Origin of the sequence: Noviherbaspirillum malthae (assembly GCF_015352985.1) — a bacterium.
Lineage (GTDB): Bacteria > Pseudomonadota > Gammaproteobacteria > Burkholderiales > Burkholderiaceae_D > Noviherbaspirillum > Noviherbaspirillum malthae.
The window spans coordinates 166,253-190,806 of sequence record NZ_JACYXF010000009.1 but is presented as its reverse complement, the minus strand read 5'-3'; the positions used below and the strand labels follow the sequence as shown (position 1 = coordinate 190,806).

At 62.7% G+C, this 24,554-nt stretch carries 20 protein-coding genes, 1 tRNA gene and 1 other RNA gene; 13 read left to right on the top strand and 9 right to left on the bottom strand.

Annotated elements, in window-relative coordinates; genetic code table 11:
• Nucleotides 1–13 precede the first annotated feature (13 nt).
• The 5 genes from IGW03_RS14805 to IGW03_RS14785 all read right to left on the bottom strand — a co-directional run bounded on the left by IGW03_RS14805 (nucleotide 14) and on the right by IGW03_RS14785 (nucleotide 2,254).
• Nucleotides 14–817 (bottom strand): sulfite exporter TauE/SafE family protein, encoded by an 804-nt coding sequence (locus IGW03_RS14805; RefSeq protein ID WP_194723325.1) that lies wholly within the window; start codon nucleotides 815–817, stop codon nucleotides 14–16.
• A 15-nt stretch (nucleotides 818–832) separates the two neighbouring features.
• The gene (locus tag IGW03_RS14800) at nucleotides 833–1,342 is read right to left on the bottom strand and encodes an EVE domain-containing protein (protein ID WP_228535539.1); all 510 of its coding nucleotides are present in this window, start codon (nucleotides 1,340–1,342) and stop codon (nucleotides 833–835) included.
• A gap of 91 nt (nucleotides 1,343–1,433) precedes the next feature.
• Nucleotides 1,434–1,614, bottom strand: a non-coding RNA gene (gene ssrS / locus IGW03_RS14795) — 6S RNA.
• A gap of 68 nt (nucleotides 1,615–1,682) precedes the next feature.
• Nucleotides 1,683–1,994: a cell division protein ZapA gene (locus IGW03_RS14790; protein ID WP_194723324.1), complete on the bottom strand. Its 312-nt coding sequence runs from the start codon at nucleotides 1,992–1,994 to the stop codon at nucleotides 1,683–1,685.
• Complete coding sequence (locus IGW03_RS14785; RefSeq protein WP_323744976.1) at nucleotides 1,991–2,254, bottom strand: DUF904 domain-containing protein; 264 nt, start codon at nucleotides 2,252–2,254, stop codon at nucleotides 1,991–1,993. Before IGW03_RS14785 ends, IGW03_RS14790 begins: the two co-directional genes overlap by 4 nt.
• A gap of 144 nt (nucleotides 2,255–2,398) precedes the next feature.
• Here IGW03_RS14785 and IGW03_RS14780 point away from each other — a divergent pair.
• The 7 genes from IGW03_RS14780 to cheB all read left to right on the top strand — a co-directional run bounded on the left by IGW03_RS14780 (nucleotide 2,399) and on the right by cheB (nucleotide 10,407).
• Nucleotides 2,399–2,471 (top strand) — tRNA-Ala (locus IGW03_RS14780).
• A 193-nt stretch (nucleotides 2,472–2,664) separates the two neighbouring features.
• Entirely contained in the window at nucleotides 2,665–4,479 is a 1,815-nt protein-coding gene (locus IGW03_RS14775; RefSeq protein WP_194723323.1) for a methyl-accepting chemotaxis protein, read from the top strand.
• A 100-nt stretch (nucleotides 4,480–4,579) separates the two neighbouring features.
• On the top strand, nucleotides 4,580–5,047 hold the full coding sequence (locus IGW03_RS14770) for a chemotaxis protein CheW (protein WP_194723322.1): 468 nt from the start codon (nucleotides 4,580–4,582) through the stop codon (nucleotides 5,045–5,047).
• Nucleotides 5,044–6,336 (top strand): CheR family methyltransferase, encoded by a 1,293-nt coding sequence (locus IGW03_RS14765; protein ID WP_194723321.1) that lies wholly within the window; start codon nucleotides 5,044–5,046, stop codon nucleotides 6,334–6,336. The genes IGW03_RS14770 and IGW03_RS14765 overlap by 4 nt, the downstream gene beginning before the upstream one ends.
• Nucleotides 6,333–7,010: a chemotaxis protein CheW gene (locus IGW03_RS14760; RefSeq protein ID WP_194723320.1), complete on the top strand. Its 678-nt coding sequence runs from the start codon at nucleotides 6,333–6,335 to the stop codon at nucleotides 7,008–7,010. The genes IGW03_RS14765 and IGW03_RS14760 overlap by 4 nt, the downstream gene beginning before the upstream one ends.
• An 8-nt stretch (nucleotides 7,011–7,018) precedes the next feature.
• A complete protein-coding gene (locus IGW03_RS14755; RefSeq protein ID WP_228535537.1) occupies nucleotides 7,019–9,388 on the top strand; it encodes a hybrid sensor histidine kinase/response regulator in 2,370 nt (789 codons plus the stop codon).
• The gene (gene cheB / locus IGW03_RS14750) at nucleotides 9,385–10,407 is read left to right on the top strand and encodes a chemotaxis-specific protein-glutamate methyltransferase CheB (RefSeq protein WP_194723318.1); all 1,023 of its coding nucleotides are present in this window, start codon (nucleotides 9,385–9,387) and stop codon (nucleotides 10,405–10,407) included. The genes IGW03_RS14755 and cheB overlap by 4 nt, the downstream gene beginning before the upstream one ends.
• Nucleotides 10,408–10,450: 43 nt before the next feature.
• Here cheB and IGW03_RS14745 read toward each other — a convergent pair whose 3' ends face one another.
• Both IGW03_RS14745 and IGW03_RS14740 read right to left on the bottom strand, forming a co-directional pair.
• Nucleotides 10,451–13,336: a UvrD-helicase domain-containing protein gene (locus tag IGW03_RS14745; RefSeq protein ID WP_323744975.1), complete on the bottom strand. Its 2,886-nt coding sequence runs from the start codon at nucleotides 13,334–13,336 to the stop codon at nucleotides 10,451–10,453.
• A complete protein-coding gene (locus tag IGW03_RS14740; RefSeq protein WP_194723317.1) occupies nucleotides 13,333–16,068 on the bottom strand; it encodes a PD-(D/E)XK nuclease family protein in 2,736 nt (911 codons plus the stop codon). The genes IGW03_RS14745 and IGW03_RS14740 overlap by 4 nt, the downstream gene beginning before the upstream one ends.
• A 353-nt stretch (nucleotides 16,069–16,421) precedes the next feature.
• Between IGW03_RS14740 and trxA the strand changes: the two genes are divergently transcribed.
• Nucleotides 16,422–16,748 (top strand): thioredoxin TrxA, encoded by a 327-nt coding sequence (gene trxA / locus IGW03_RS14735; protein ID WP_151637054.1) that lies wholly within the window; start codon nucleotides 16,422–16,424, stop codon nucleotides 16,746–16,748.
• A 114-nt stretch (nucleotides 16,749–16,862) separates the two neighbouring features.
• Nucleotides 16,863–18,128, top strand: a complete 1,266-nt coding sequence (rho, locus tag IGW03_RS14730) for a transcription termination factor Rho (RefSeq protein WP_194723316.1) — start codon at nucleotides 16,863–16,865, stop codon at nucleotides 18,126–18,128.
• A gap of 100 nt (nucleotides 18,129–18,228) precedes the next feature.
• Here rho and IGW03_RS14725 read toward each other — a convergent pair whose 3' ends face one another.
• Both IGW03_RS14725 and IGW03_RS14720 read right to left on the bottom strand, forming a co-directional pair.
• On the bottom strand, nucleotides 18,229–18,768 hold the full coding sequence (locus IGW03_RS14725; RefSeq protein WP_194723315.1) for a hypothetical protein: 540 nt from the start codon (nucleotides 18,766–18,768) through the stop codon (nucleotides 18,229–18,231).
• Nucleotides 18,765–19,025 carry a tlde1 domain-containing protein gene (locus tag IGW03_RS14720; protein ID WP_267253478.1) on the bottom strand — a complete coding sequence of 87 codons (261 nt, stop codon included), beginning with the start codon at nucleotides 19,023–19,025 and terminating at the stop codon, nucleotides 18,765–18,767. The genes IGW03_RS14725 and IGW03_RS14720 overlap by 4 nt, the downstream gene beginning before the upstream one ends.
• Before the next feature lie 341 nt (nucleotides 19,026–19,366).
• Between IGW03_RS14720 and IGW03_RS14715 the strand changes: the two genes are divergently transcribed.
• The 4 genes from IGW03_RS14715 to IGW03_RS14700 all read left to right on the top strand — a co-directional run bounded on the left by IGW03_RS14715 (nucleotide 19,367) and on the right by IGW03_RS14700 (nucleotide 24,508).
• Complete coding sequence (locus IGW03_RS14715) at nucleotides 19,367–19,636, top strand: type B 50S ribosomal protein L31 (RefSeq protein ID WP_194723313.1); 270 nt, start codon at nucleotides 19,367–19,369, stop codon at nucleotides 19,634–19,636.
• 183 nt (nucleotides 19,637–19,819) lie between these two features.
• Nucleotides 19,820–21,535, top strand: a complete 1,716-nt coding sequence (locus IGW03_RS14710; protein WP_194723312.1) for an ArnT family glycosyltransferase — start codon at nucleotides 19,820–19,822, stop codon at nucleotides 21,533–21,535.
• Nucleotides 21,532–22,896 carry an MATE family efflux transporter gene (locus tag IGW03_RS14705; protein WP_194723311.1) on the top strand — a complete coding sequence of 455 codons (1,365 nt, stop codon included), beginning with the start codon at nucleotides 21,532–21,534 and terminating at the stop codon, nucleotides 22,894–22,896. The genes IGW03_RS14710 and IGW03_RS14705 overlap by 4 nt, the downstream gene beginning before the upstream one ends.
• A gap of 154 nt (nucleotides 22,897–23,050) precedes the next feature.
• Nucleotides 23,051–24,508 carry an efflux transporter outer membrane subunit gene (locus tag IGW03_RS14700; protein WP_194723310.1) on the top strand — a complete coding sequence of 486 codons (1,458 nt, stop codon included), beginning with the start codon at nucleotides 23,051–23,053 and terminating at the stop codon, nucleotides 24,506–24,508.
• Nucleotides 24,509–24,554: the final 46 nt, after the last annotated feature.

The following is a 24,554-nucleotide window of genomic DNA, read 5'->3' as shown; positions in this document are numbered from 1 at the left end:
CAGGCGTTCAGCCTCAAGCGAATGCCTTGTAGAGCATGTAGGCCGCCAGCGCGTACAGCAGGACGGCAAAGACTCTCTTGAGCGATTTTACCGGCAGCTTGTGCGCCGTCCTTGCACCCAGCGGCGCCGTCGTCACGCTGGCCAGGGAAATCACCAGCAGCGCCGGCAGATAGATGTAGCCGAGCGAACCGCTGGGCATGCCCGTTTCCTTCAGGCCGAAATAGATGTTCGACAAGGTGCCGGCGAGCGCGATCGGAAAGCCCAATGCCGCGCTGGTGGCAACGGCGTTGTGGATCTTCACGTTGCACCAGGTCATGAAGGGAACCGAGACGAAACCGCCGCCGGCTCCGACCAGGCCGGCCAGCACGCCGATGATGCCGCCCGCGGCGAACATGCCGGGAGGTTTCGGCAGATCGCGCGATGCGGCGGGCTTTTTATCGATCAGCATCTGCGTCGCGGAGAATGCGACAAAGACCGCGAACGACAATGCCAGCGCGGAGGAATTCAGCTGGGCGCCTATCCATGGACCGATCCAGGAGCCGACCAGGATGCCCGGCGCCAGCAGCTTCACCACGTTCCACAGCACTGCGCCGCGCGCATGATGCGCGCGTACCGACGAGATGGAAGTAAACATGATGGTGGCCAGCGACGTGGCAATGGCCACATGCACGATATGCTCCTTAGGAAATTCCCTTGCGGTGAGCACCATGGTCATGAACGGCACCAGCAGCATGCCTCCGCCGATTCCCAGCAACCCCGCCGCAAAACCCACTGCCGCCCCCAGCGCCAGCAGCGCCGCAATCAGCGAAATGTCCATCTACATGCTTTCTAGTTATTTTGAAATGCGGTCGATGATACACCGCCATTCGAAAGCGGATACGGGCGTGATGGAAAGCCGGTTGCCGCGCCTGAGTATCTGCATGTCGGCGAGATCGGGAAGGCTGCGCATTTCGGCCAGCGGCATCAGGCGGGTCTTGCGGGTGGCGCGCACATCGACCAGCAGCCAGCGCGGGTTTTCAGGGCTTGATTTGGGATCGTGGTATTTGCTGGCGGGATCGAACTGGGTCGGGTCCGGATAGGAAGCGCTTGCGATTTCCGCCAACCCTGCAATGCCGGGCTCGGCGCAGCTCGAGTGATAGAACAGCACGCCGTCACCGATACGCATCCCGTCACGCATGAAATTGCGCGCCTGATAATTGCGGACGCCTACCCAAGGCACCACGCCGCCGGGCGCGGCCAGGGCATCGTCGATGCTTACGTCATCGGGCTCGGACTTCATCAACCAGTATTGCTTGTTCATCTCTCGGCGTATCGGCAGCAGTGGACGGACGAGTGAGCGCATCAGGCAATGCATGGCGTTACTGCGGAAGATAAACAAGCAGAACCTGACGCGCACAAAAAAGCGGCTGCATTTTCATGCAGCCGCTTGGGTATAAAGCCCCGCCTGTGCCGTCTTTGCCGGCATCCCGAACCTAGCGGTTCAAGGTGGTCACAGTTAGCTCAATTTCGGGTTCATCGGACTAGCGACGATCACGCCCATCGAACGAAATTCCGCAACCTATGCTCATAAATGGTTCAAGGAATATATGGCAATCGCGAACACGGCAGGAGATTTAAGTTTACTCGAATCAGGCCTGCTGTCAAAGCCCCGGGACAAAAATATTCCTGATGTTTTTATGGAACTAAAGCAGATTTTCCTGCGGCACGAGAGCGGCATCCAGCACCGTATGCATCGCGGCAATTTTCTGCTTGACGTCGGCCACCGTCATGTCGGCGAACGGGCCGGCTTCGGTTTTTGTCGAGAGGAACTCTGCAGCGATCCCGAGCGCAGCCATGACGGCGATGCGGTCCGTTCCCTTGATCTTGCCCGCATCGCGGATGACGCACATTTTCTGGTCCAGGTAATCGACCGCCTGCCTCAATGCGACTTCCTCGCCTTCCCTGCACGCCAGTTTGTAGGGCTGGCCCATGATAGTAACGTCGACCTGGATCACGCTGTCTCCTCGTTGGCTTCATCAGCGGCCGGAATCTGCTCCAGCAAAGCCGAAACTCGCTGATAGGCTTCCTCGATCCGCTTGGCGAGATCGGCATTCTCGGCCGTTGCCGTGGCAAGGGACGCACGCAGCTCCGCATTTTCGCGGCGCAGCGACTTGGTCAGCTCGGCAAGCTGCTCGATTTTTTCAGAAAGTTGATGAAATTCGGAAATCATGCCGCAACTATAGTAGGCTTGACGAATTTCCGTCAATAGATTCAATTACTTGGATTATCTTTTTAAGGACATTCCTGAATCTGTCCACTTGCGGGACGGAACAGGACCGGGCGCAGTCTTGAAGTATTTGACCGCAGCTTGCACCGGGCGCTTGCTTCCTTGCATGCCGATTCATAGAATACAACGCATGGGGCGGTAGCTCAGCTGGGAGAGCGTCGCGTTCGCAATGCGAAGGTCGGGAGTTCGATCCTCCTCCGCTCCACATGGCCCTCACATGGTCCGTTGGCCGCCCCGGTTTTGCCCTTTCCCGCCCTCCCGTCCCCTTCGACTCTTCTTGTGCCGTTTCAACTCGACAAGCACTTCAGGCTACACTTGGCACATTTCATGCGAAGCACCTGCGCCCGACGCAGCCGCGGCAGAAATCACAACAAGCGCAAGTGTCGCCAGGAGAGTTCATGTTCAAAGACTTGAGTATTCAGAAAAAGCTCTACGCCGGTTTCGGCGCCATTGTTGCCCTGCTTCTCGTACTTCTTTTCACTGCCTACTACCACTTCAACCAGCTGACCGAGGCGAACCGATGGGATCGGCATACCTTGCAGCTTCTGCTGCAGAGCAACGAGCTGGAAGCCGGCATCCGCGATGTACAGGCCCAGTTCCGCGGCTACGTCCTGACGGGAAACGAGAAGCTCCTGCAGTCGATCGGTCAGGGAGAAAGCGCCATGCGCGCCGATCTTCTTCAACTCAAGACGCTGTCGACCGACAATCCGGTGCAGCAGGAACGCCTGAGAAAGATCGAGCCGCTGCTCGACAACTGGCTCAAGAACGTGGTGCAGCCCATGATAGAAAAGCGCCGCAACATGCAGGCAACGCCCGGCGCGCTGGAACAGCTTTCCCGCGATCCCATGATCATGGCCGGCATTACGGAAATAGCCGCCGCGCATGACCTGCTGTCCGATTTCAACGCGGAAGAGAACCGCCTGCTGGCCGAACGCTCGGCACAGGCAAACACGGCGCGCCAGAACATGATGCTGCTGCTCTCGCTCGGAGGGCTGGCGGCGGTGCTGACGGCGCTGCTGATCGCCGTTTCGCTGGCACGCTCCATCCTGCGTCCGCTCGACCATCTCACCGCAGCGTTGAACCGCATGGCAAGCGGTGACCAGGCAGCGCGTGCCGAAGTGTTGAGCCAGGATGACCTCGGCCAGGTCACCGCGCAATTCAATGCCATGGCCCAGACGCTGCAGGATGCCCAGGCGCGCGAAAGACAGTCCATCGATGAATTGAAGCGCAAGGTCGACCTGCTGCTTGACGTCGTCTCGCGCGCCGCCAATGGCGATCTGACGGGCCGCGTCACCGTTTTCGGCGACGACGCCATCGGCCGGCTGGGCAGCGGGCTTGCCACCATGTTCGACAATCTGCGCATCCTGCTGGACCGGGTACAGAAGGCCGGCATCCAGGTCGCCACCTCCACTACCGAGATTGCGGCATCCGCACGCCAGCAGGAATCGACCGGCGTCGAGCAGGCACAGACCAGCATCGAGGTGCTGAGCACCACCAAGGAAATCTCCGCCAATACCGCCCAGCTCGTCAAGGCGATGCAGGAAGTCAACCAGGTTGCCGAGGACACAACGTCGGCCACGACCGATGCGCTGGGCAATCTGCGCCGCATGGATCACAGCATGCAGCGCATGGTGAGCGCGACAGAGTCCATCAATGCCAAGCTGGCCGCGCTGTCGGAAAAGGCAAGCAACATCAATGCGGTGCTAACCACCATCACCAAGGTCGCCGACCAGACCAACATTCTCTCGCTCAATGCGGCGATCGAAGCCGAAAAGGCGGGTGAAGCCGGCCGCGGATTCTCCGTGGTCGCCACCGAGATCCGCCGCCTGGCCGACCAGACTTCGGTGGCCACCTGGGACATCGAGCAGATGCTCAAGGAGATGCAATCGGCGGTATCGGCCAGCGTCATGGGCATGGACAAGTTTTCGGAAGATATCCGGCGCAGCGTCGAGGAGGCGCGCCAGGTCAGCGACGGGCTGACGGTGGCGATCGAGCAGGTGCAGAAGCTGCCGCCCCGCTTCGACATGGTACTGGAAGGCATGCAGTCGCAGGCGGTCGGCGCCTCGCAGATCACCGAAACGATGACGCAGTTGAACGACGCCACGCAGCAGGCAGTCGATGCATTGAAGGCGACCAGCGAAGCCGTCCAGCAACTGCAGTATGCGGCCAAGGATTTGCAGGCCGGCGTATCGAGCTTTGCGGTCAACATGTAGCACAGCGAGAAACTTGAGAAACACTTGAGGAACAGCGGAGCGCCTGCAGTCACCGCGCGCCGCCAGGACACCGTACCGGAATACCGTCACGCGAGACGCCATGCAGTTTCTGATCTTTCATCTCGACAAGGACAGCTATGCGCTGCCGACCTCCGGCATCGCGCGCGTGCTGCCGCTGATGGAATTGAAAGCCCTGCCGCAGGCGCCCTCTTTCGTTGCCGGCCTGATGAACCTGCATGGACAGGCCATTCCGGTGATCGACCTTTGCCGGCTCGCGTGCGGACGGCCGCATGAAGCCCGCTTCGACACGCGCATCCTGCTGGTCGACTATGCGCCGCGCGAGGGGTGCATGCATTCGCTTGGACTGATCGCCGAGAAAGTGGAAGGCATCATCTCCCTCGCCCCGGAGCAACTGGCCGAGGCCGGCGTCGACAATGAAGGCGCCCCCTATCTTGGAAAGGTGGCAACGCACGGCGGCCGCATCGTGCAGCTCATCGGTGCGGAACGACTGCTGACGGACGAAGTGCGCAGCATTCTGTTCCCGGATAACGGAGAGTTCGCCGCATGATGCACGCCTTGTACAACCGCCTTCGGATCGAAACCGGCATGAAGCTCGCAAAGGACGCTGTCGAACATGCAGTGCGCAGGCGAATGCGCGAGGCGGGCGAGGATGATCCCAACCTCTATGCGCTCCATGCCTTGGGCGATTCGCAGGAACTGTCGGCGCTGATTGACCAGATCGTGGTTCCGGAGACCTGGTTCTTCCGTGATGTCGATGCGTTCGCCGCCGCAACGGCCTTCGTTGCCGGGCAGATTCGCAAGGGGCGCCGTCCGGTGCGGCTGCTGAGCATTCCGTGCGCGACCGGGGAAGAACCGTATTCGATGGCGATTGCGCTGGCCGAAGCGGGCATTGCCCGGGATGACGTCGTCATTGAAGCCATCGACGTAAGCCGGGGCGCGATCAAGCGCGCGCAACGCGGCCTCTATCACCGCAATGCCTTCCGCACCAAAGACCTCGCATTCCGCGAAAGATATTTTCGCCGCACCGAACAGGGTGAAGGCTATCAATTGCGGGAAGACATCCTTGACGCCGTCAGCTTCCGCTGCGCTAACCTGCTGACCCTGAAACAAGAGGCACAAGGCGCGCACACCGAACAGTTCGACATCATATTCTGCCGAAATCTGCTGATTTATTTCGACGAAGCCACGCAGCGCAATGCCGCTGCCAAATTGAGGAGCCTGCTGCGTGACGACGGCCTGCTGCTGTCCGGCTATGCGGAAACCAATGCCTTCGTACAGCACGGTTTCGCCGCGGCGCCGTTTCCCAAGGCATTCGCGCTTATCAAGGCAAGCAAGGCTGACGCATCTGCGCCGTCCATCGCGGTTGATAGTCCACCAATCGCAGTAAAGCGCAAGGAGCGAAAGCATTCCTTGCCGCAGACCCTGGATTCTCGCCCGCAACCGATGCCTCGTGTTGCGCCTTCCACGGCGCTCGCATCGAGTCTGAAAGCGGACTCGAAAGCGGAATTGCAGACGGGTCTGCTCCAGGCACGCGAGGCTGCCGACGCCGGCAATCTGCAGGAGGCCGAGCGGATCTACCGGCAATGCCTTCAATCGGCGCCCGACTGCGCGGAAGCCTATTTCATGCTGGGGCTGCTGCTTGAACGGCAGAGCGACGCAGGGGCGGCCGCCGAGCATCTCCGGCGCGCCGTCTACCTTGCACCGGATCACTACGACGCCTTGTGCCATCTCGCTCTGCTCGCCGAACAGGATGGCGATGCCGCTTCCGCCGAGCGCTACAGGCAAAGGGCCGCACGCGTATTCGAGCGCCGCTCCGCCATGCGAGACAAATCATGAACCACCCCGACATGAATGCTTCGGAGACCAGTTGCTGGAACCGTATCGGCACGCGCGGCGACCGCAGCTGCGAGCGCCTCGGCGATCACGGTCACTGCCGTCACTGCGATGTTTATTCTTCAGCGGCCGCAGGAGTCATGCAAAGGCCGCTGCCGCAGGATTACCTGCAGGAATGGGCTGCCAGCTTTGCCAGCCCGCCGGCCGAGCAGAAGCTTGCAGACCAGTCAGCGCTGGTATTCCGCATCGGCCGCGAATGGCTAGCCTTGCCGACGCATCTGGCGCTGACCGTCGCGGAACCGCGATCTCCGCACCGCCTTCCCCACCGGAACACCGGTCCCTTGCTTGGCATCGTCGGCATCCAGGGCCGCATCTATCCCTGCCTGTCGCTCGCCGCGCTGCTTGGCATAACGGCAGAGGATCCGGCGGCGCTTCCCGGCCAGCGGGTATACCCGCGCCTGCTGCTGATGCAGTTCGGCAGGCATGCGCTCGCCCTGCCGGTGGACGATCTGCAGGGCATACACCGCCACTCGGCCGAAGACCTGCAGCCGCTGCCGGCGACGCTGGTCGAGTCGCGCCACCGGTACATGCGAGGCCTGCTGGTCGTCGGCGAACAGCGCATCGGCTATCTCGATGAAGAATTGATCGGCCATCAGCTCAACGGAGCGCTGCGATGACCGGCGGCATGACGGACGACTACAGCGGCATGTCGCTGCAGGCTCTGTTTCGCACCGAGGCCGAAGGCCAGGTACAGGTGCTGACATCGGGACTGCTTGCGCTTGAAAGCAATCCTGACGACACGAAGACGCTCGAGGTGCTCATGCGCGCCGCACACTCGCTCAAGGGAGCGGCGCGCATCGTCAATATCGAAGCGGTCGAGCGTCTCGCTCATGTCATGGAAGACTGCTTCGTCGGCGCGCAGAAGGGCCGCCTGCGCCTGAACCGGGCAAGGCTGGACCGCCTGCTTGCCGGCGTCGATCTCATTACCCGCATCGCGTCCCTAAGTGAAGAATCGGCGCCCGCCTGGCTGGAACAGAACAAGCTTCAGATCGGCACTCTTCTCGTCAATCTGTATGAGGCTGCCGACGCCGGCAAACTGAACGAGGCGCAGTCCAGCGCTGTGCCGGCCGTGCCTCCGGAAATCCAGGCGCCGGCTGTTGCCGCAGAAACGCCCGCCGCGCCTGCGCAGGACATCGTTTCCCCGGCGCAGCCATCCGTTCGAGACATGCCCCTTGCCGAAGTCGACGTGCCCGGCGCCCCTGCGCCAGCTGTGCCAACTGTGCCAACTGTGCCGGAGCCGGCACTGACCGCCGACGAGCAGTTCCTCAAGGTCAGTGCGCGCAGCTTTGACCGCCTGCTCTCGCTGGCGGGCGAATCCCGTGTCGCGGCCCACGCGCTCCGGCCACATCTGCAAACGATGCAGCGCCTGAAGAAACAGCAGCAGGACATGAGCGCCGCCTTCGACCTTCTCAATGAAGCCCTGCCCCCCTCCGAGATGGACGAGCTGACGCGGGAACGATGGTTCGCCGTGCAGCAGAGCATCAAGCCGCTGCGGCAGACGCTGGTGGAACAGCTTGCCGAACTGGAAGCCTACGAGCGGCGGCTGCTCGGCGTGTCGCAGGCCATGCTGGACGAAGTGCTTGCGCTGCGCATGCGGCCTTTCCGAGACGGCGTGGGCGCATTTCCCCGCATGGTGCGCGATCTCGGGCGCAGCCTCGGCAAGGAAGTGAGACTGGAGATTGCCGGGCTCGACACCATGGTCGACCGCGATATCCTGGCGCGCATGGAAACCCCGCTCAACCAGATCCTGCGCAACGCCATCGACCACGGCATGGAAATGCCGCAGGCGCGCGCGGCGGCCGGCAAGCCTGTACAGGGAGTCATCCGGCTCGAAGCGCGGCACAGCGCCGGCATGCTGACCGTAGTGGTCAGCGACGACGGCCAGGGCGTCGACCTGGAAAAAATTCGTGCCAAGGTGATCGAGCGGCGCATGGCGAATGAAACGATGGCTGCGGAGATGAGCGCCGCGGAACTGCTCGAATTCCTGCTGCTGCCGGCATTCAGCCTGCGCGATACCGCGGGCGAGGTGTCGGGGCGCGGCGTTGGCCTGGACGTCGTGCAGGTCACCGTGAGGCAGCTCAACGGCACGGTGCGGCTGGAGAGCGAACCGGGAAAGGGATTCCGCACGACGATCACGCTGCCGCTGTCGCAATCGATCGTGCGCGCCATCGTGATCGACATCGGCGGCGAAGCCTATGCGGTGCCGGTGACCAAGATCGAGCGCATCATGCGCATCGCTCGCGAAGACATCCATACCCTTGAGGACAAACAGTTCTTCGCGCTGGGCCATGAGCATGTCGGGCTGGTGTCAGCCGCCCAGCTGCTCGAAGTCGGGAGCGCCGCCATCGCGGACGGCGCCCTGCCGGTGGTCGTCATCGGCTCCTCGCAGCAAAGACACGCGCTGGCTGTCGATGCGATACGCGGAGAGGCCAGCCTGGCGGTGCAGCCGATAGAAGACATGTTCGGCAAGGTGAAATCCGTTTCTGCGGCCGCATTGCTCGACGACGGATCTCCGGTGCTCATCCTCGATATCGACGACGTATTGGCCGGCATTGCCCGCCTGGCGCAGACAGGTGCGCTGCGCCGCCTGGAGGGTCTGCCGGAGAAGGCACGTTCCGCCGCAAGACGCGTACTGGTGGTGGACGACTCGCTGACGGTGCGCGAAGTGGAGCGCAAGCTGCTGGCCTCGCGCGGCTACGAGGTCGATGTCGCGGTCGACGGCATGGACGGCTGGAACGCGGTGCGCAGCCAGCGTTACGATCTCGTCATCACCGATGTGGATATGCCGCGCATGGACGGCATCGAGCTGGTGATGCTGATCAAGAAGGATGAGCAGCTGCGGCGCATTCCGGTGATGATCGTGTCCTACAAGGACAGGCCGGAAGACCGCTCTCGCGGCATCGAGGCCGGTGCCGACTATTACCTGGCCAAGGGCAGTTTCCATGACGAGACGCTGATCGATGCCGTGATCGACCTGATCGGAGAAAGCGCATGAGAATAGCCATCGTCAACGATGTGGTGCTGATCGGCGAAGCGCTGCGCAGGATGATTGCGCAGACCGCCGAACACCAGGTGATCTGGGTAGCGCGCGACGGCGAACAGGCGCTGCAGTTCTGCCGGCAGACCAGGCCCGACCTCATCCTGATGGATCTGCTCATGCCGGGCATGGACGGGGTGGAGACCACGCGCCGCATCATGCAGGACACTCCCTGCGCGATCCTGCTCGTCACCGCCTCTCCCGAAGACAATACCGGCCTGGTATTCCGCGCGCTCGGCGCCGGCGCGCTCGACGTCACCGCAACGCCGGTCATTACCGGCAAGCCGGGCACCGACAGCGCCCTGCTGGCAAAGATACGCACCATCGGCAAGCTGATTGCAGCCGACAAGAATCCGTCGTCGAGAGCGGCCGTCCCGGTCAACGACACGCCGGACGCGAGCACCGGGCCGCGCACCCTGGTGGCCATCGGCTCATCAACCGGAGGACCTGTGGCGCTCGCCCACATCCTGGGTCAATGGAAGCCGCCCGAGGACTGCTCCGTCGTCATCGTCCAGCACATCGACGAGAACTTCACCGACAGTTTCGCCAAGTGGCTCGGCGAACAGACAAAGCGTACGATCACGGTGATCGAGCCGCAGATGCGTCTCGAACGCGGGCGCATCTACATGGCCAAGACGAACGACCATCTCGTGCTCGACACCCATCACAAGCTGAACTACATCGCCCACCCGCGCGACTATCCCTATCGGCCTTCGGTCGACGTGTTCTTCCGCTGCGTGGCGCGGTACTGGCTCGGCCCTGCCATCGGCGTGCTGCTGACCGGCATGGGACGCGACGGGGCGGAAGGACTGCTCGCCATGCGCTCCGCCGGCATGCTGACCATCACGCAGGATCAGGCCAGCAGCGCGGTGTACGGCATGCCGCGCGCGGCGGCAGAGATCGAGGCGGCTGAAATGGTGCTGCCGCTGGAGAGGATCGCGGGGGTGTTGAAGCAGCGCACCGACGTTCAAGCTTGATCGAACCGCCGCAGGCCTCCGTCACCGGCAGTCGGCACGGCATTCACGACCTTTTCGGCAAAGGCATTGGTTGAGGATCGAACACGGCAAGTGTGAATTCCCCAGCGCTTCCAGACTTGCCATCATCCGCAGCGGTTGAAGGGCCGATATCGACTTCCGGAACAAACCCGAACCGGTGATACCAGCTTCCCTCGATGCAACCGTCGGCCAACGCGCCGCGCAGGCCGGCCACGCCGCTGACGATGAATAATTCACTGGCGCGGGTTGCTGCGACGTACAGCAGATTCCAGTCTTCCTGCTGCCGAAGCCGCTCCTCTTCCGCGAACAGGGCATCGCGCGCGGCGCCGCGTTCATCGCTGCGGCCGTAGCAGGAGAAATGCGTCGGCTCATCTGCATGCAGGGGCCATTGGCAAAGAATGCCGGCATCGTCGCGCGGCACCTGGCTGTGATTGGCATCGACCAACGCCACGATGGACGCTTCCAGTCCCTTGGCGCCGTGAATCGTGGAAATGCGCACCGCGTCCTGCATGCTGCCGACCGCAGCTTCTGCGGGTGCCTCTGCATCCTCGCCTTGCTGGAGCAGGCGCAGGCTGCGTATGAACTTCGGCAGGCTGGAACAAGGCCGGTCATCGAAGCGCAGTCCGAGTTCCACGAAGGCGTCGATATTGCCGGTCACCTGCGGGCGCATCGCCGGAGCTGCGGCTGCGGCATAGCGCTGCACCAGCTCTCCCCGATGCACGATCAGGTCCAGCAGTTCATGCACGGGCAGACTGATGGCAGCCTGCTGCCACTCGGCCAGCAGGACCGCCGCCCGCCGCAGTGCGGGCGATGTGCAGACGGGATCGGCTGCGCATTCCTGCAGGCGCAGCCACCAGTACCGTCCGCTGTCGCCGCCGCAGCGTGCAAGGCGGATCAGATCCTCGTCCGACGCGCCGAAGATGGGCGTTTTCAATACCTGTGCCAGCGCAAGGCTGTCAGCCGGCATGACCAGGAAATCGAGCAGCGCCATCAGGTCGGCTGCTTCAAGCGAGGCAAGCAGGCCGCCTTGCTGCTCCGATACGAAGGGAACGCCTGCCATGCGAAACGCATTTTCGTAGGCATTCAAGTGAGTGCGCTTCCTCACCAAGACCATCACATCCGACCAGCGCGCCGGACGGCCGGTGCGTCGTGCCATGTCCTGCATCGCGGCGCAGATGGCTGACGCCACCGCCCTGCCCTCGTTGAGCCGGCGCGTGTCTTCATCCTCCTGCCGCTCGTCGGTCAGCGGATCGTGCAGCCTGATCGGAGCGGATGCGGCAGCATGACCTGCAGCCGGCCTGTCGCCCTGCGCCAGCGGCAGCCTCCACACCGCGCCGCTTTGCCCGTTCAGGGTGGTATGCGGTGCGTAAGCCGGATTGTTTGCGAACACGGTATTCAGCACATCGACGATTGAACCGGCATTGCGCCGCGTCTGGCTGGTCCGCAGCACGTCTGCGCCGCCGTGCGCCAGCATGTCCCGCGCGGCGGCAAAGACGCGCGGCTCCGCACGGCGAAACCGGTAGATGGACTGCTTGGGATCACCCACGATGAATACGCTCGGCGGCTCGGCATCGCCGCCATAGGCATCGAGCCAGGCCCGCAGGATGCACCATTGGAGCGGATTGGTATCCTGAAATTCATCCAGCAGGATGTGGCGGTAGCGGGCATCGAGCCGGCTCTGCAGATACGCCGCGTACTCCTCGCTGGTCATCAGACGGTAGGCATGCCATTCCAGGTCGCCGAAGTCGAGCATCCGCTGCTCTGCCTTCACCGCCTGGTAGTGAGCAAGATAAGCCGGGCCGAGCTTGAACAGATGCTGGTTCAATGCGAGTACGCGGGGTTCGCCTGCGCGTCGCTCCAGTGCATGCAGCGCGTGCGCAATGGCGGTGAATTCATTACGAAAGACCTCCACGCCGTCAGGACCGAAGCGGTCTTGCAGTGCACCTTGCAGTCCGCCGTGCCTTGCATCATTGCCGCGCGGCTGTCGCCTTTCATCGCAGAACTGCGTGAGCAGGCGGCTGAAGCCTGCGGGAGATGCATCGCCTGCGAGTGCCTGCCTGATGGCCTCCGCCCTGTCCCGGTTGCGCTTGCCTCCGGCCGCAAGCAGCCGGGCCACTTCATGAATGCGCCCGATCAGCGCAACATCGTCCCAGAGGCCGAGGCGCGCATCGCGCAAGGCATCGGTTCCGCACAGCTCATGCAGCCAGGAAAGAGGACGCGAAGCATCGCCGGCGCAATGAATACCGCATGCCGCCCACCATTCGGCGCGCTTGTCGATGAAGGCATCGAGCAGCTGCCGGGCGTTTCGGTCGCCGGCCATTTCATACAGAGAGAACAATGCCTGCCGCGCATCGGCCTGTTCGGGCCGGTCGAGCGACTGCATGAACCTGAGGTAGGCTTCCCTGCGCAGCTCGCCGGTGTTTTCGGCCAGGGTGTAGGGATGCGGCACGTCCGATGCCAGCGGCGACGCCTGCAGCAGCTTGGCGAACCAGCCATGGAAAGTGTCGATGGACATGCCCTGCGGGCTCGACAATACCTGCTGATAGAGCTTGCGCGCCATGGGCAGGAGTTCCGGCAGCCGTGATTCGGGAACGCCGCGCTCGAGCAGCAGCCTGCAGGCTTCCGGCTCCGGTTGCACTGCAAGCTCATGCAGCAGCTGCATCAGGCGCTCGCGCATTTCCCTTGCTGCCTTGCGGGTAAAGGTAATGGCCAGAAGCTGCGACGGCGCGGCGCCCGCCAGCAGGAGACGCAGCATCCTTGACACCAGCAGCCAGGTCTTGCCGCTGCCTGCGCAAGCCTCGACCACCGCCGAGCGCGCCGGGTCGCAGGCGCGGCCGATGAAATCCGCGGCATCGACGGCGGCACCATTGGCTTCATGGGAATACAAGGATGGCGGTGGATCTGCTCTCACCAGGCCCCCTTGCGGCACAAGCCCCGTACTTCGCAATGCACGCAGATCCGTTCAATGCCCGTCGCGGGCAAGCCTGCGCCGCCGGCAATCGCCTGCATGTTGCGGACGATCTGGCCTTCGAGCCGCTCCTGCCATTCGATGAATTGTTCCGCCGCCGCATCGCCGGTCCTGCTTTTATTCGTTTCCAGTGCTACCAGATGTCCGGCGGTCACCGGCACGTCCGACAGCACCGCGCGGAACGCGAGCTGATGATCCTCGCCGTCTCTCAGCTTGTCGCGCAGCACAGGCAGGCGTTGCGCCTTGTAATCGAGGATGGCCCGGGAACCGTCAGGGTGTTCGTCGATGCGGTCGACTTTGCCGCGCAGGACAACCTGGCCGCCCTCCCACTCCAGCACCTTTTCAAGCATCTGCTCGCCGAAGACGAAGCGCCAGCCGCCGGCCTCGCGCTCGCCGGCCCATTCCAGATAGGCGGGAATGGCTTTCTTCCAGCGGGCGTAATAACCCAGCACCAGCGCCCCGGGCGCCTCCGCGCCAGGCGTCAGCGCGTCCTTGAATACCTGTTCCGTAATGTCGCGCAACAGGCTCTCCCGTGCTTCCGTTCCGACCGCATTATCGCGGACCGTTTCATGATAGGTCTTGAGGATGGCATGCAGCCAGCCGCCATAATCCCGCTTTTCCGGCAGCGGATTCAATTCCTCAAGAGGCGCCAGGCCCAGCATGCGGGTCGCGAAAAACTGGTAGGGGCAGGCGATCAGGCTGTGATAGGCCTGTACGGAAAGCATGCCGGGCAACAGGTCGGGCGCGGCCGGCATCGGCTGGCTCGGCGGTTCTGCACGCAGCCGCTGTTCGGGAAAGACCACATGATGTATAGGCAGCGAGCGCTTGCCGTTCTGTTCAAGCGCGAGCCGCAGGCGCTCTATCCATGGACTCGCGGCATTGGGCTCGCTATTGCGGACAGCCTGCCAGCAAAGTACAACCTCCGGATTGGCATTCAGCAATTCGGCAAAGTGGCGAAGCTGCATGCGCTGCTGCACTTCATGCGCCGTCAAGCCCAGCTCTCGCCGCACGGTTCCGGCGAAGGGAAGCGTCTCTTCTGCAGCCCTGGGCAGATGCGCGGCATCGGCGCCGACCATGACGACTGCGTCGAAACGCCGCAAGCACGTACCGTGCAGCGGCAGCATCGTCACTCGGGCATCGCCGTCGACTTCAGGGCAAGTTGTTGAATCGAGTTGCATCCCGAGCATGGCCCGCCACTCCGCCAAGCCGAACCTTGCTCGCGAACCGGGGCCGGACTCTTCATGCGCAAGCTTGTCCAGCATGGCTGCGAGCCGCATGCCGGCTGCATCGGCGTCGATGGCCTCACGCATGCCGAGCGTATGCAACGCGTCCGCAGTCAGGCGTGCCCAGCCGCGCACCGTCTTTCGGCCGGCAAAACGCCAGGCCTGCCCGGCGACACGCAACAGCAGCATGCGCGCCCGGGCCTGCCTTGCCACCGCACCCAGTACGGCATGCCAGCCTCCCGGCACATTGGCGCGGCGCAGTGCAAGTTCTATGTCGATCACGAGTTCGGCCTTGTCGGGCAGGTCCGCACACAGGCCGGGACATTTCAGCAGGTCAAGCAGGGCAAATACTTCCGCGCGGCTCGCCGCCACATCCAGCAAGGCGGCAAGCATTGCCGCCGGGCGGGTGGCGGCCAGTTTCCTTTCCGTTGCGTCGGAAACAATGAGGCCGGCACGGCCGAGCAGCGCCTTCGTCCTTCGCGCCGCGGCAGGGTCCTGGGCAACGACGGCAATGCGCGTCTTGCCTTCCTGCATCCATTGCACCACGGTCTGCGCGGCATGCCGGGCTTCGTCTTCGAGGCTGCGCGCCGGATACAGGAAGACCGATGCCGCAGGATCGGCATGCCCCGCGACTGTACCCTGCTCTGCTTCAACGTCATCCAGCGTCTCCGGCCATGCCGCGGCGTAAGCGGGAGCGAGCACACCTTGGCGCCAGTCAGGCATCACGCGCAGCACAGGGAAGCGCTCGGCATAGGCTTCGAGAAGAACGTCGTGCAGAGGCTGTGGCGAGCCCTCGTCGATCCATACCAGGGGAGCATCGGCGATGCCGGCAAGACGCCTGATCCGGGCCAGACTGATCGATGCGGAGTCGTCCGCGGCGAGCTGGCCTTGCCAGAGAGTCCAGACCAGCCGCGCTTCATCGGACAACATGCCCTGCGCCGGCATGGACAAGCTCTCCAGCGCCGTTCGCCATTCGGCGTCCGACGCATCGGCATCCGTCTGCATGGAAGGCAGCAGGGTTTCGCTCAGCTCGTCGAACAGCTTGAGCAGGGACTGCGCCACCGGCAGCAGATCGGTATTGCGCTGTGCATGGAAAAGACGCTGCAGCCAGGGATGACGGCGCATTTCGGCGTACAGCGCGGCAGTGCGTACCATCCGGGCGTCCGGCGCAACGGCCTGCCGCCTGGCAAACTCGGGCGACAGCTGCGCCAGCCAGTCCGGCAGCGTGGTGATGCGCGGCGCGATGAAGCCGTATTGCGCATGCGCGGCGAGACCGGCCTCAAGCAATTGCGCATGCGCGCTTCTCGGCACCACGATTCGCAGGCCGGAATAGTTCCCGGGCAGGGGGCAGGCATTGCGAACGATGTCGTGTTCCGCCAGCGCACGCGCAAGCCGGTCCCAGCCGTCGGCGGACGGCAGCAGCGGCATGGTCGGAGACGACATGATGGACATGGAACATTCGGCCCGCAGGCAATTCAAAGACAGTCATATAGACAGCAGAAATTGCGGTATTGCTGCATTGGCATGACCAAGGACCGCAGCGGAGGAACACCTTGCGAAGGCGCCTTCCGCACCGCCCGCGGAAAAGCAGGGGCCGTCTACACTTTTTGTGAAAATCGGTTATGATTTACCCAACTTCCCGCCGCACTACGTCTTGCGCCGCCGTCATCGGGCTTGAATTCATGCAATGACGTCTCCACTTGCTTATTGCAATTCCGGACATCGTAGTCAACGGGATCGGGCAAGAACAATCAGTCGCAGGCGTCTGTCTGATTCAATACCTTTGAACCTCTTCCGAGGAAACCATGAGCGAAAATATCAAATATATTACCGATGCATCTTTCGATTCGGACGTACTCAAGTCCGACAAGCCTGTTCTCGTCGATTTCTGGGCGGAATGGTGCGGCCCCTGCAAGATGATCGCCCCCATCCTGGAAGAAGTTGCCAAGGAATACGACGGCAAGATCCAAATCGCAAAGATGGATGTTGACGCCAACCAGGCAGTGCCTGCAAAATTCGGTATCCGCGGCATCCCGACTCTCATTCTGTTCAAGAACGGCGTACCGGCAGCTCAAAAGGTCGGCGCCATGGCCAAAGGCCAGCTGACTTCGTTCATCGACAGCAACATCTGATCGTTATGCGGCGGTGCGTTCGTACCGCCGCTCCGCATTCGCAATTACATTAACAACTAACAATCCTCGCAGTTCCCTCCCCCACCTTTTATCTCCCATCCCGGGAAATTCACTATGCATTTATCTGAACTCAAGGCGCTGCACGTCTCGGCTCTGCTGGACATGGCCATCGGTCTCGAAATCGACAACGCCGCCCGTCTGCGCAAGCAGGAATTGATGTTTGCCATCCTGAAGAAGCGCGCCAAGGCTGGCGAGCAGATCTTCGGCGACGGCGCGCTCGAAGTGCTGCCCGACGGCTTCGGCTTCCTGCGCTCGCCCGATGCGAGCTACATGGCATCGACCGACGACATCTATATTTCCCCTTCGCAAATTCGCCGTTTCAACCTGCACACCGGCGATTCCATCGAAGGCGAGGTCCGCACCCCGAAAGACGGCGAGCGCTATTTTGCATTGGTGAAGGTGGACAAGGTCAACGGCGAACCGCCGGAAGCGTCCAAGCATCGCATCCTGTTCGAAAATCTCACGCCGCTGCATCCGAACAAGCTGCTGCATCTCGAACGCGAAATGCGCGGCGAGGAAAACATCACCGGCCGCATCATCGACATGATCGCCCCGATCGGCCGCGGACAGCGCGGCCTGCTGGTGGCGTCGCCTAAATCCGGCAAATCCGTGATGCTGCAGCATATCGCGCACGCCATCACGACCAACCATCCGGATACCGTGCTGATCGTGCTGCTGATCGATGAACGTCCCGAGGAAGTGACGGAGATGCAGCGTTCGGTGCGCGGCGAAGTGGTCGCCTCCACCTTCGACGAGCCGGCCACGCGCCACGTGCAGGTCGCCGAGATGGTGCTGGAGAAGGCCAAGCGTCTGGTCGAGATGAAGCGCGACGTGGTCATTCTGCTCGATTCGATCACCCGTCTGGCGCGCGCCTACAACACCGTGATCCCGGCCTCCGGCAAGGTGCTGACCGGCGGTGTCGACGCCAATGCGCTGCAGCGTCCGAAGCGCTTCTTCGGCGCGGCCCGCAACGTCGAGGAAGGCGGCTCGCTGACCATCATCGCCACCGCCCTGATCGAAACCGGCAGCCGCATGGACGACGTGATCTATGAGGAATTCAAGGGTACAGGCAACATGGAAGTCCACCTGGAGCGCCGCCTCGCCGAGAAGCGCGTCTACCCGGCCATCAACCTCAACAAGTCGGGCACCCGCCGCGAAGAGCTGCTGATCAAGCCCGACCAGCTGCAGAAGATCTGGGTGCTGCGCAAGCTGCTGTACGGCATGGACGAGATCGAGGCGATGGAATTCATTCTCGACAAGATGAAGTCCACCAAGAACAACCTGGAGTTCTTCGACATGATGCGCCGCGGCGGCAGCTGATCGATATTCAGGATTCAGGTCCCTCTTGCAGTAGAGGGACCAGTGAAGAAGGCGCATGCATTGCATGCGCCTTTTGTTTTTTGGCCTGAACCCAGGTGACTTATTTACCAGCCATGCGTGCCGCACGCAATTGCGTTTCAGCATTTTCAAGCTGCGCCATGCATGCAGCTTTCCGGCTTTTCCACTGCGGACCGTGCACCTCCCCTACCGCCCGCTTTGCCTGCGCCAGATAGCGCCGTAAAAATTTATCCGTCGGTTCAATGAATGGTGCGCCGCAGAGCTCTTCTATCTTCAGGAAGTCCTGACTCCCGGCCAGCTTGAGGACACCTCTAGGATTTTTTGTCAGCGCGTAAGCCAGCGATATCTTGAGATCGGAGGCGGCGCCTGCATCGGCCTCGCGTGCCAGTCCCCCGGCAACATCAAGCCATGGTGATCGGCCGGATCGGATCTGTCCGACGACGGCATCCCAATCATTGGGATTCGGCTTGGCATTGAGACGGGCAATGACTTGCCTTGCACCAGTGACATTCATTTCCGCAAGGAGGGCCGAGGGGTCGGGCGATGCGGCATGCGCAGCAGAGTTCACGAGAAAGAGTATGGCCAGATTCGCGATACGTTGGCAGATGGATCGCACGTTCATTCGACAACCACCAGATCAATGTCGCCGCTTGCCGAAATCTGGGCACGCACATGGCGCGGCAAGATGATGCATCCCTCGGAAGCCGTGCCGGGACTCATGCGGCTGTCGCCATGAATGCGAAACAGTGTCCGTCCATGCGCGGCATGGCCACCAGGATCCAAATTCATGACATGCGGGCCTTTCGATTCGCTTTGATAAGGACGTCCGATTCGATAATGGCCACGAGGTATGGGACCGATATTGCGTACCTGCTCCATTGCGGGATTGTTCTTTCCCGCCCCTTTGCCGGAATATCCGCGCGCCCACATCTCGTTTTTGCGCCGCAGCTGTCCGCTTCGCTGGGCTGTACTGCCAAACCATTCTGATGCTCCAATCGAAAAAGAAGCATCAAGATTAATAAATGCTTAATAAAAATACTAAAATTTTATTGCACTGAAGGCAACAAAGAGAAAAGAGAAAGAAAGATCACCCTTTTGGGACAGACAGATTTAATTGTATAATCGCTGGTTTTTCACCCCAGGCAAGTGACCGGCAATCGGGTCAAGAAGCAAGACGACCGACGAAGTGCCGATTGGCTACCTAAACTACCGAGGCAAATATGAAAGAGAATATCCATCCGGACTATCGTGAAGTCGTGTTCCTGGACATGTCCAACGACGCCAAGTTCGTCATCCGCTCCACGATCCACACCAAGGAAAAGATCACTCTGGACGGCAAGGAATACCCGCTGGTGAAGCTTGAAGTCACTGCAGATTCCCACCCGTTCTACACCGGCAAGCACAAGATCGTCGATACCGCCGGCCGCGTGGAAAAATTCCGCCAGAAGTTCGGCAACCGCGGTTCCAAGACTCAGGCAGCAGGCGCTTAATTCCTGCTCGCTCCGCGGAAAGGCAGCTTCGGCTGCCTTTTTTGTTTTTCCGGCAGCATCGCCCATGCTTTTCCGGCACAATGACGGCGACTTCAATAACGGCGTCAGCCGATGCCTTCATGGCAAGTTCCATGGCGGCAAGGCTCCATCAACCGACGCGACAATAAGATCCCTGTTTCCTACATGAAGCCAGTCAGACTTCCCGCCGCCGCTACCAACGCACTTCCTCGCTGGGCCCTGTTTGGCTTGTGTCTTCTCTATATCGTGCCCGGCTTGATCGGACGCGACCCGTGGAAGAACGATGACGCAGCCGGCTTCGGCATCATGTGGACCATGGCCAACGGCGCATTGGAGGACTGGCTGTGGCCGCACATCGTCGGCTTTCCATCGGCGGAAAAAGGACCGCTGGCCTACTGGGTCGGCGCGATCTGCATCAAGCTGTTCGGCTGGCTGGTGGGCGCTCCGCTGGCCGCGCGCATTGCATCCGGCGCCTTTTTCCTGGCCGGCTCGATGGCGGTCTGGTACACCACTTATCTGCTGGGCCGGCGGCCCGAGGCCCAGCCCCTGCGCCTGGCGTTCGGCGGCCAGCCCGAGCCGAGCGACTACGGGCGTACGCTGGCTGACGGCGCGCTGCTGATCTTCCTGGGCTGCCTCGGCCTGCTGCTGCACACCCACAGCACGAGCACCGAGGCCCTGCAGGTTTCCATGGTGGCGGTGTCCATGTATGCGGCGACCCGGCTGTTCGAGTCCTGCTCGATCCGCACCGCCGCCTTCCTTGGCCTGGCGCTGGGCCTCCTGGTCCTCACGCGCGGCTGGGTGGTCCCGCTCGCCGTCTGGCTGGGCCTGCTGACGCTGGCCTCGTTCCGCGATCATCCCATCGTCTGGCGCCTGACCCTTGTTACGCTGCCCGTGACCCTGCTGGTCGCGAGCCCGTGGCTGGTCGTCAGCAGCATCGTGCGCCCGTTCAACAGTTCGCCGTTCGACGCCTGGATGCTCTGGAATTATCACCAGATCAGCCTGCCGTCGTTTCAGTCGCTGCGCTATTTCTTCAAGAACGTCATCTGGTTCGCCTGGCCGGCATGGCCGTTCGCAGGCTGGGCCGTCTATGCATGGCGGCGCCAGTATCAGGCACCGCACATCACGCTGCCGCTGACCTTCTTCCTCGCTTTCCTGCTGCTGGCGCTGTTCCATACGCGTACCGATGAGGGTGTGCTGCTGCCCATGCTGCCTCCGCTGGCGATTCTTGCCGCATTCGGCCTGCCGACGATGAAACGCGGCGCCATCAATGCGGTCGACTGGTTCTCGGTCATGACGCTGACGACCTGCGCGGCCTTCATCTGGCTGGGCTGGGTTGCCAAGCAGACCGGATGGCCGGCATGGCTTGCCAAAAATGCATTCAAGCTGGCGCCGGGATTCAAGCCGGAATTCAGCGCGATCACCTTCCTGATGGCGGCGTCGGCCACGATAGGCTGGTTCTTCCTGGTGCACTGGCGCGTGTCGCGCCGGCCGTCGGTGCTCTGGCGGGCGGTCGTCCTGTCGTCGGGCGGCATCATCCTGTGCTGGCTGCTGCTGATGACACTCTGGCTGCCATGGATCAATTATGGAAAAAGCTATGCGGGCGTCGCCCGGCAGCTTGCAGAGAACCTGCCGCAAGGACAGTACTGCGTCGATACGAACGTGGGTCCGGCGCAGCGCAGTTCCTTCGCCTATTTCGGCGGCGTGCCCTTCTCGGGTTTCCGCGATGCCCGATGCGAGTTTCTCCTGTTTCAGGACAATCACCGCGGCAAGGACAACGTCAAGACCCTGCGTTACGGCGGCGCGCAGTGGCGTCTCTTGTGGGAGGGAAGGCGCCCGGCCGACCGCAATGAACGCTACCGCCTGTTCCAAAGGATGAATTGAACAAACCCCGTTCCCCAACCCATACCCGCCGCATCGTCTCGCTGGCGTGGCCGCTGCTGGTCGGCCAGTTGGCGGTCATCGCCAACGGCGTGATCGACACGGCGATGACTTCCCGCTACTCCTCGCTCGACCTGGCCGCGCTGGCCATCGGCGCCTCGGTCTATGTCAGCATCTTCGTCGGACTCAACGGCGTGCTGGCCGCGATTTCTCCGGTGATCGGCCAATTGTTCGGCGCCGGCCGCCACGATCGGATCGGCTTTGAAATGAAGCAGGGGGTGTGGCTGGCACTGTTCCTTGCCGCCGCCGGCTGCCTTGCCCTGCTCTTTCCGCAACCGCTGATGTCGGTGGCCCATGCCTCGCCAGAGCTGAACGACAAGGCGACGCTCTACCTCCAGGTCCTGGCATTCGCCCTGCCCGCCACCATGGGCTTCCGTCTCTATACATCACTCAATACCGCGATCGGGAGGCCGAAGATGGTCATGGCCCTGCAGGTGGCCGGTCTTGCGCTGAAGGTGCCGGCCAATGCGCTGTTCATCTTCGGCGGCTTCGGCATACCGGAAATGGGCGGCCCCGGCTGCGCCGTCGCCACCGCGACGGTGTCGTGGATGATATTCCTGTGCGGAGCCGTGATTGTCCGCACCGACAAATCCTACCGCAGCTACGGTCTGTTCGGCACCGGCTTCGTCCTGCCCCGCTGGACGGCGCAGCGCGAGCTGCTCAGGCTGGGCATTCCGATGGGCCTGAGCTACCTGATCGAAGTCACGGCCTTCACCTTCATGGCGCTGTTCATTGCGCGCCTCGGTGCGAATGCGGTGGCGGGGCATCAGATCACCGCCAATTTTGCCACCGTGCTCTACATGATTCCGCTGTCGATCGCCAATGCGACGGGCACGCTGGTGGCGCAGGCCATCGGCGCGCGCAACCTGGAACAGGCGCGCCGCATCGGCTACGCCGGCATCCGGCTGTCGGCTGTCCTGTCGGTGACGATCGGCGCCGTAGTCTGGATATTGCGCGACCTGATCGTGCGCGCCTATACGCCGGACGCGACGGTGATCGCCGCCGCGCTGCCGCTGTTTTTCTTCATCGCCTTCTATCAGCTTTTCGATTCGGTGCAAGTCACCACCGCCTTCGTGCTGCGCGCCTACAAGGTGGCCGTGGTGCCGACGCTGATTTATGCGGTGGCCTTGTGGGGCATCGGGCTAGGCGGCGGCTACCTGCTCGGCCTTGATCCCTTCGGCATCAGCCCGCCCTTCCTGCATGGCGCCGCCGGGTTTTGGCTCGGCAACAGCGCCAGCCTCGGGCTGGTTGCCGCCGGATTGCTTTGGTACTTGCGCGTCGTGCAACGGCAGGCCAGCCGATGATGCGCGCAGGCTTGCAACCATGACATCACATCCATAGCCGCAGGCCGGCATTACCGCTAACATGGCGATGTTTTGCGCCGGATTCTGCCGTCTTGCCAAGTAGTGCCTGCCCAAGTTGCGCCGCTCCGGCACCCAATTCCATGGAATGGATTCAATGAAGATTCACAGAATCATCGTCCTCGCCTTCCTTCCAGCCGTGCTTGCCGGCTGTGCCGTGCATGCGCCGCCGGCTCGGGTGGATGCCATGGGTCCGGCAGCCTGGAACGCTGCCCTGCCGGGGACTGCAAACCAGCCGGCCTCGGCCTCTGCCGCACCCGGATTGCCGCATGGCGGCACGCTGGCGGGTCTTGCCGACTGGTGGAAACAGACCGACGATCCTCTGCTGCCCTATCTCCTGGAAGCGGCGCAGCAGGCAAGCCCGACGATTTCAGCGGCGGCGTCACGCATCAGCCAGGCGCGCGCTTCCCGCGTTGCAGCCGGCGCCGCACTGCTGCCGACGCTGGATGGTGCGCTGAGCGCCACCCGGGCCCGCTCGCAGCCCCCGACTCCGACAGGTACTGCGCTGCAGGCGGGATTGCAGACCGCATGGGAAATCGACGTGTTCGGCGCCAATGCCGCCACCCGCGATGCAGCCACGGCTCGCCTCGAAGGCGCGCAGGCCGCCTGGCATGAAGCGCGGGTGTCGGTGGCGGCGGAAACCGCCAGCTTGTATTACCAGTTGCGCACCTGCGAATTCCTGCTGGCCATTACCCGCTCGGATGCGCAATCCCGCGCCGAGACGGCAAGACTGGCGCAGCTCGCCATGGACGCCGGCTTTCAGTCGCCGGCCAATGCCGCACTCGCCCGCGCCAGCGCGGCCGAAGGCAGCAACCGCGCGACCCAGCAGCAGGCGCAATGCGACATCGACATCAAGGCCCTGACGGCGCTGACCGCGCTGCCGGAAGCCGACCTGCGCCAGCGCCTGGCGACGCCTTCGACCCTGCCCGACAATCTGGCGCTGTCCATCGACCGCCTGCCGGCCGCCGTGCTGTCGCAGCGCCCGGATGTGTTCAATGCCGAACGCGAAGTCGCCGCCGCCAGTGCCGAGGCAGGTGCGGCATTGGCCCAGCGCTTTCCGCGCCTGAGCCTGAGCGGTTCGGTCAGCGCGATCCGCTTCCGCACCGGCGGCGTCGAGACCGATCTGAACACTTGGTCGGTGGGTCCGCTGTCATTGTCCGTTCCCCTGTTCGACGGCGGCCGGCGGACGGCCAACATCGAAGTGGCGCAAGCCCGCTATGACGATGTGGTCATCCGCTACCGCGCGCAAGTCAGGCAGGCGGTACGGGAAGTCGAGGAAGCGCTGGTGCGGCTGCAAAGCACCGCATCTCGCAGCGAAGATGCGCGCACCGCTGTCGAAGGCTACCGCGCTTCATTCAATGCCACGGAAGCCCGTTACAAGGGCGGCCTGGCCAGCCTGGTGGAGCTGGAAGAATCGAGGCGCACGCGCCTGGCCGCCGAGCTCGCGCTGGCGTCGCTGCAGCAGGAACGCATCGCCGCCTGGATCTCCCTCTATCGCGCCGCCGGCGGCGGCTGGAACGCGGACCCGGTCCAGGCGGCACGTGCCGCACCCTGATGGCCTATGGCCTGCTCAAGAACGACGAACGATCGCAAACGAAATC

Excerpts from the sequence above, each read along its gene's own strand:
- cheB (WP_194723318.1), top strand. The coding sequence starts at position 9,385 with ATGAGAATAGCCATCGTCAACGATGTGGTGCTGATCGGCGAAGCGCTG.
- IGW03_RS14775 (WP_194723323.1), top strand. The coding sequence starts at position 2,665 with ATGTTCAAAGACTTGAGTATTCAGAAAAAGCTCTACGCCGGTTTCGGC.
- IGW03_RS14760 (WP_194723320.1), top strand. The coding sequence starts at position 6,333 with ATGAACCACCCCGACATGAATGCTTCGGAGACCAGTTGCTGGAACCGT.
- rho (WP_194723316.1), top strand. The coding sequence starts at position 16,863 with ATGCATTTATCTGAACTCAAGGCGCTGCACGTCTCGGCTCTGCTGGAC.
- IGW03_RS14800 (WP_228535539.1), bottom strand. The coding sequence starts at position 1,342 with ATGCGCTCACTCGTCCGTCCACTGCTGCCGATACGCCGAGAGATGAAC.
- IGW03_RS14805 (WP_194723325.1), bottom strand. The coding sequence starts at position 817 with ATGGACATTTCGCTGATTGCGGCGCTGCTGGCGCTGGGGGCGGCAGTG.
- IGW03_RS14725 (WP_194723315.1), bottom strand. The coding sequence starts at position 18,768 with ATGAACGTGCGATCCATCTGCCAACGTATCGCGAATCTGGCCATACTC.
- trxA (WP_151637054.1), top strand. The coding sequence starts at position 16,422 with ATGAGCGAAAATATCAAATATATTACCGATGCATCTTTCGATTCGGAC.
- IGW03_RS14710 (WP_194723312.1), top strand. The coding sequence starts at position 19,820 with ATGAAGCCAGTCAGACTTCCCGCCGCCGCTACCAACGCACTTCCTCGC.
- IGW03_RS14700 (WP_194723310.1), top strand. The coding sequence starts at position 23,051 with ATGAAGATTCACAGAATCATCGTCCTCGCCTTCCTTCCAGCCGTGCTT.
- IGW03_RS14715 (WP_194723313.1), top strand. The coding sequence starts at position 19,367 with ATGAAAGAGAATATCCATCCGGACTATCGTGAAGTCGTGTTCCTGGAC.
- IGW03_RS14755 (WP_228535537.1), top strand. The coding sequence starts at position 7,019 with ATGACGGACGACTACAGCGGCATGTCGCTGCAGGCTCTGTTTCGCACC.
- IGW03_RS14765 (WP_194723321.1), top strand. The coding sequence starts at position 5,044 with ATGATGCACGCCTTGTACAACCGCCTTCGGATCGAAACCGGCATGAAG.
- IGW03_RS14770 (WP_194723322.1), top strand. The coding sequence starts at position 4,580 with ATGCAGTTTCTGATCTTTCATCTCGACAAGGACAGCTATGCGCTGCCG.
- IGW03_RS14720 (WP_267253478.1), bottom strand. The coding sequence starts at position 19,025 with ATGGAGCAGGTACGCAATATCGGTCCCATACCTCGTGGCCATTATCGA.
- IGW03_RS14740 (WP_194723317.1), bottom strand. The coding sequence starts at position 16,068 with ATGTCCATCATGTCGTCTCCGACCATGCCGCTGCTGCCGTCCGCCGAC.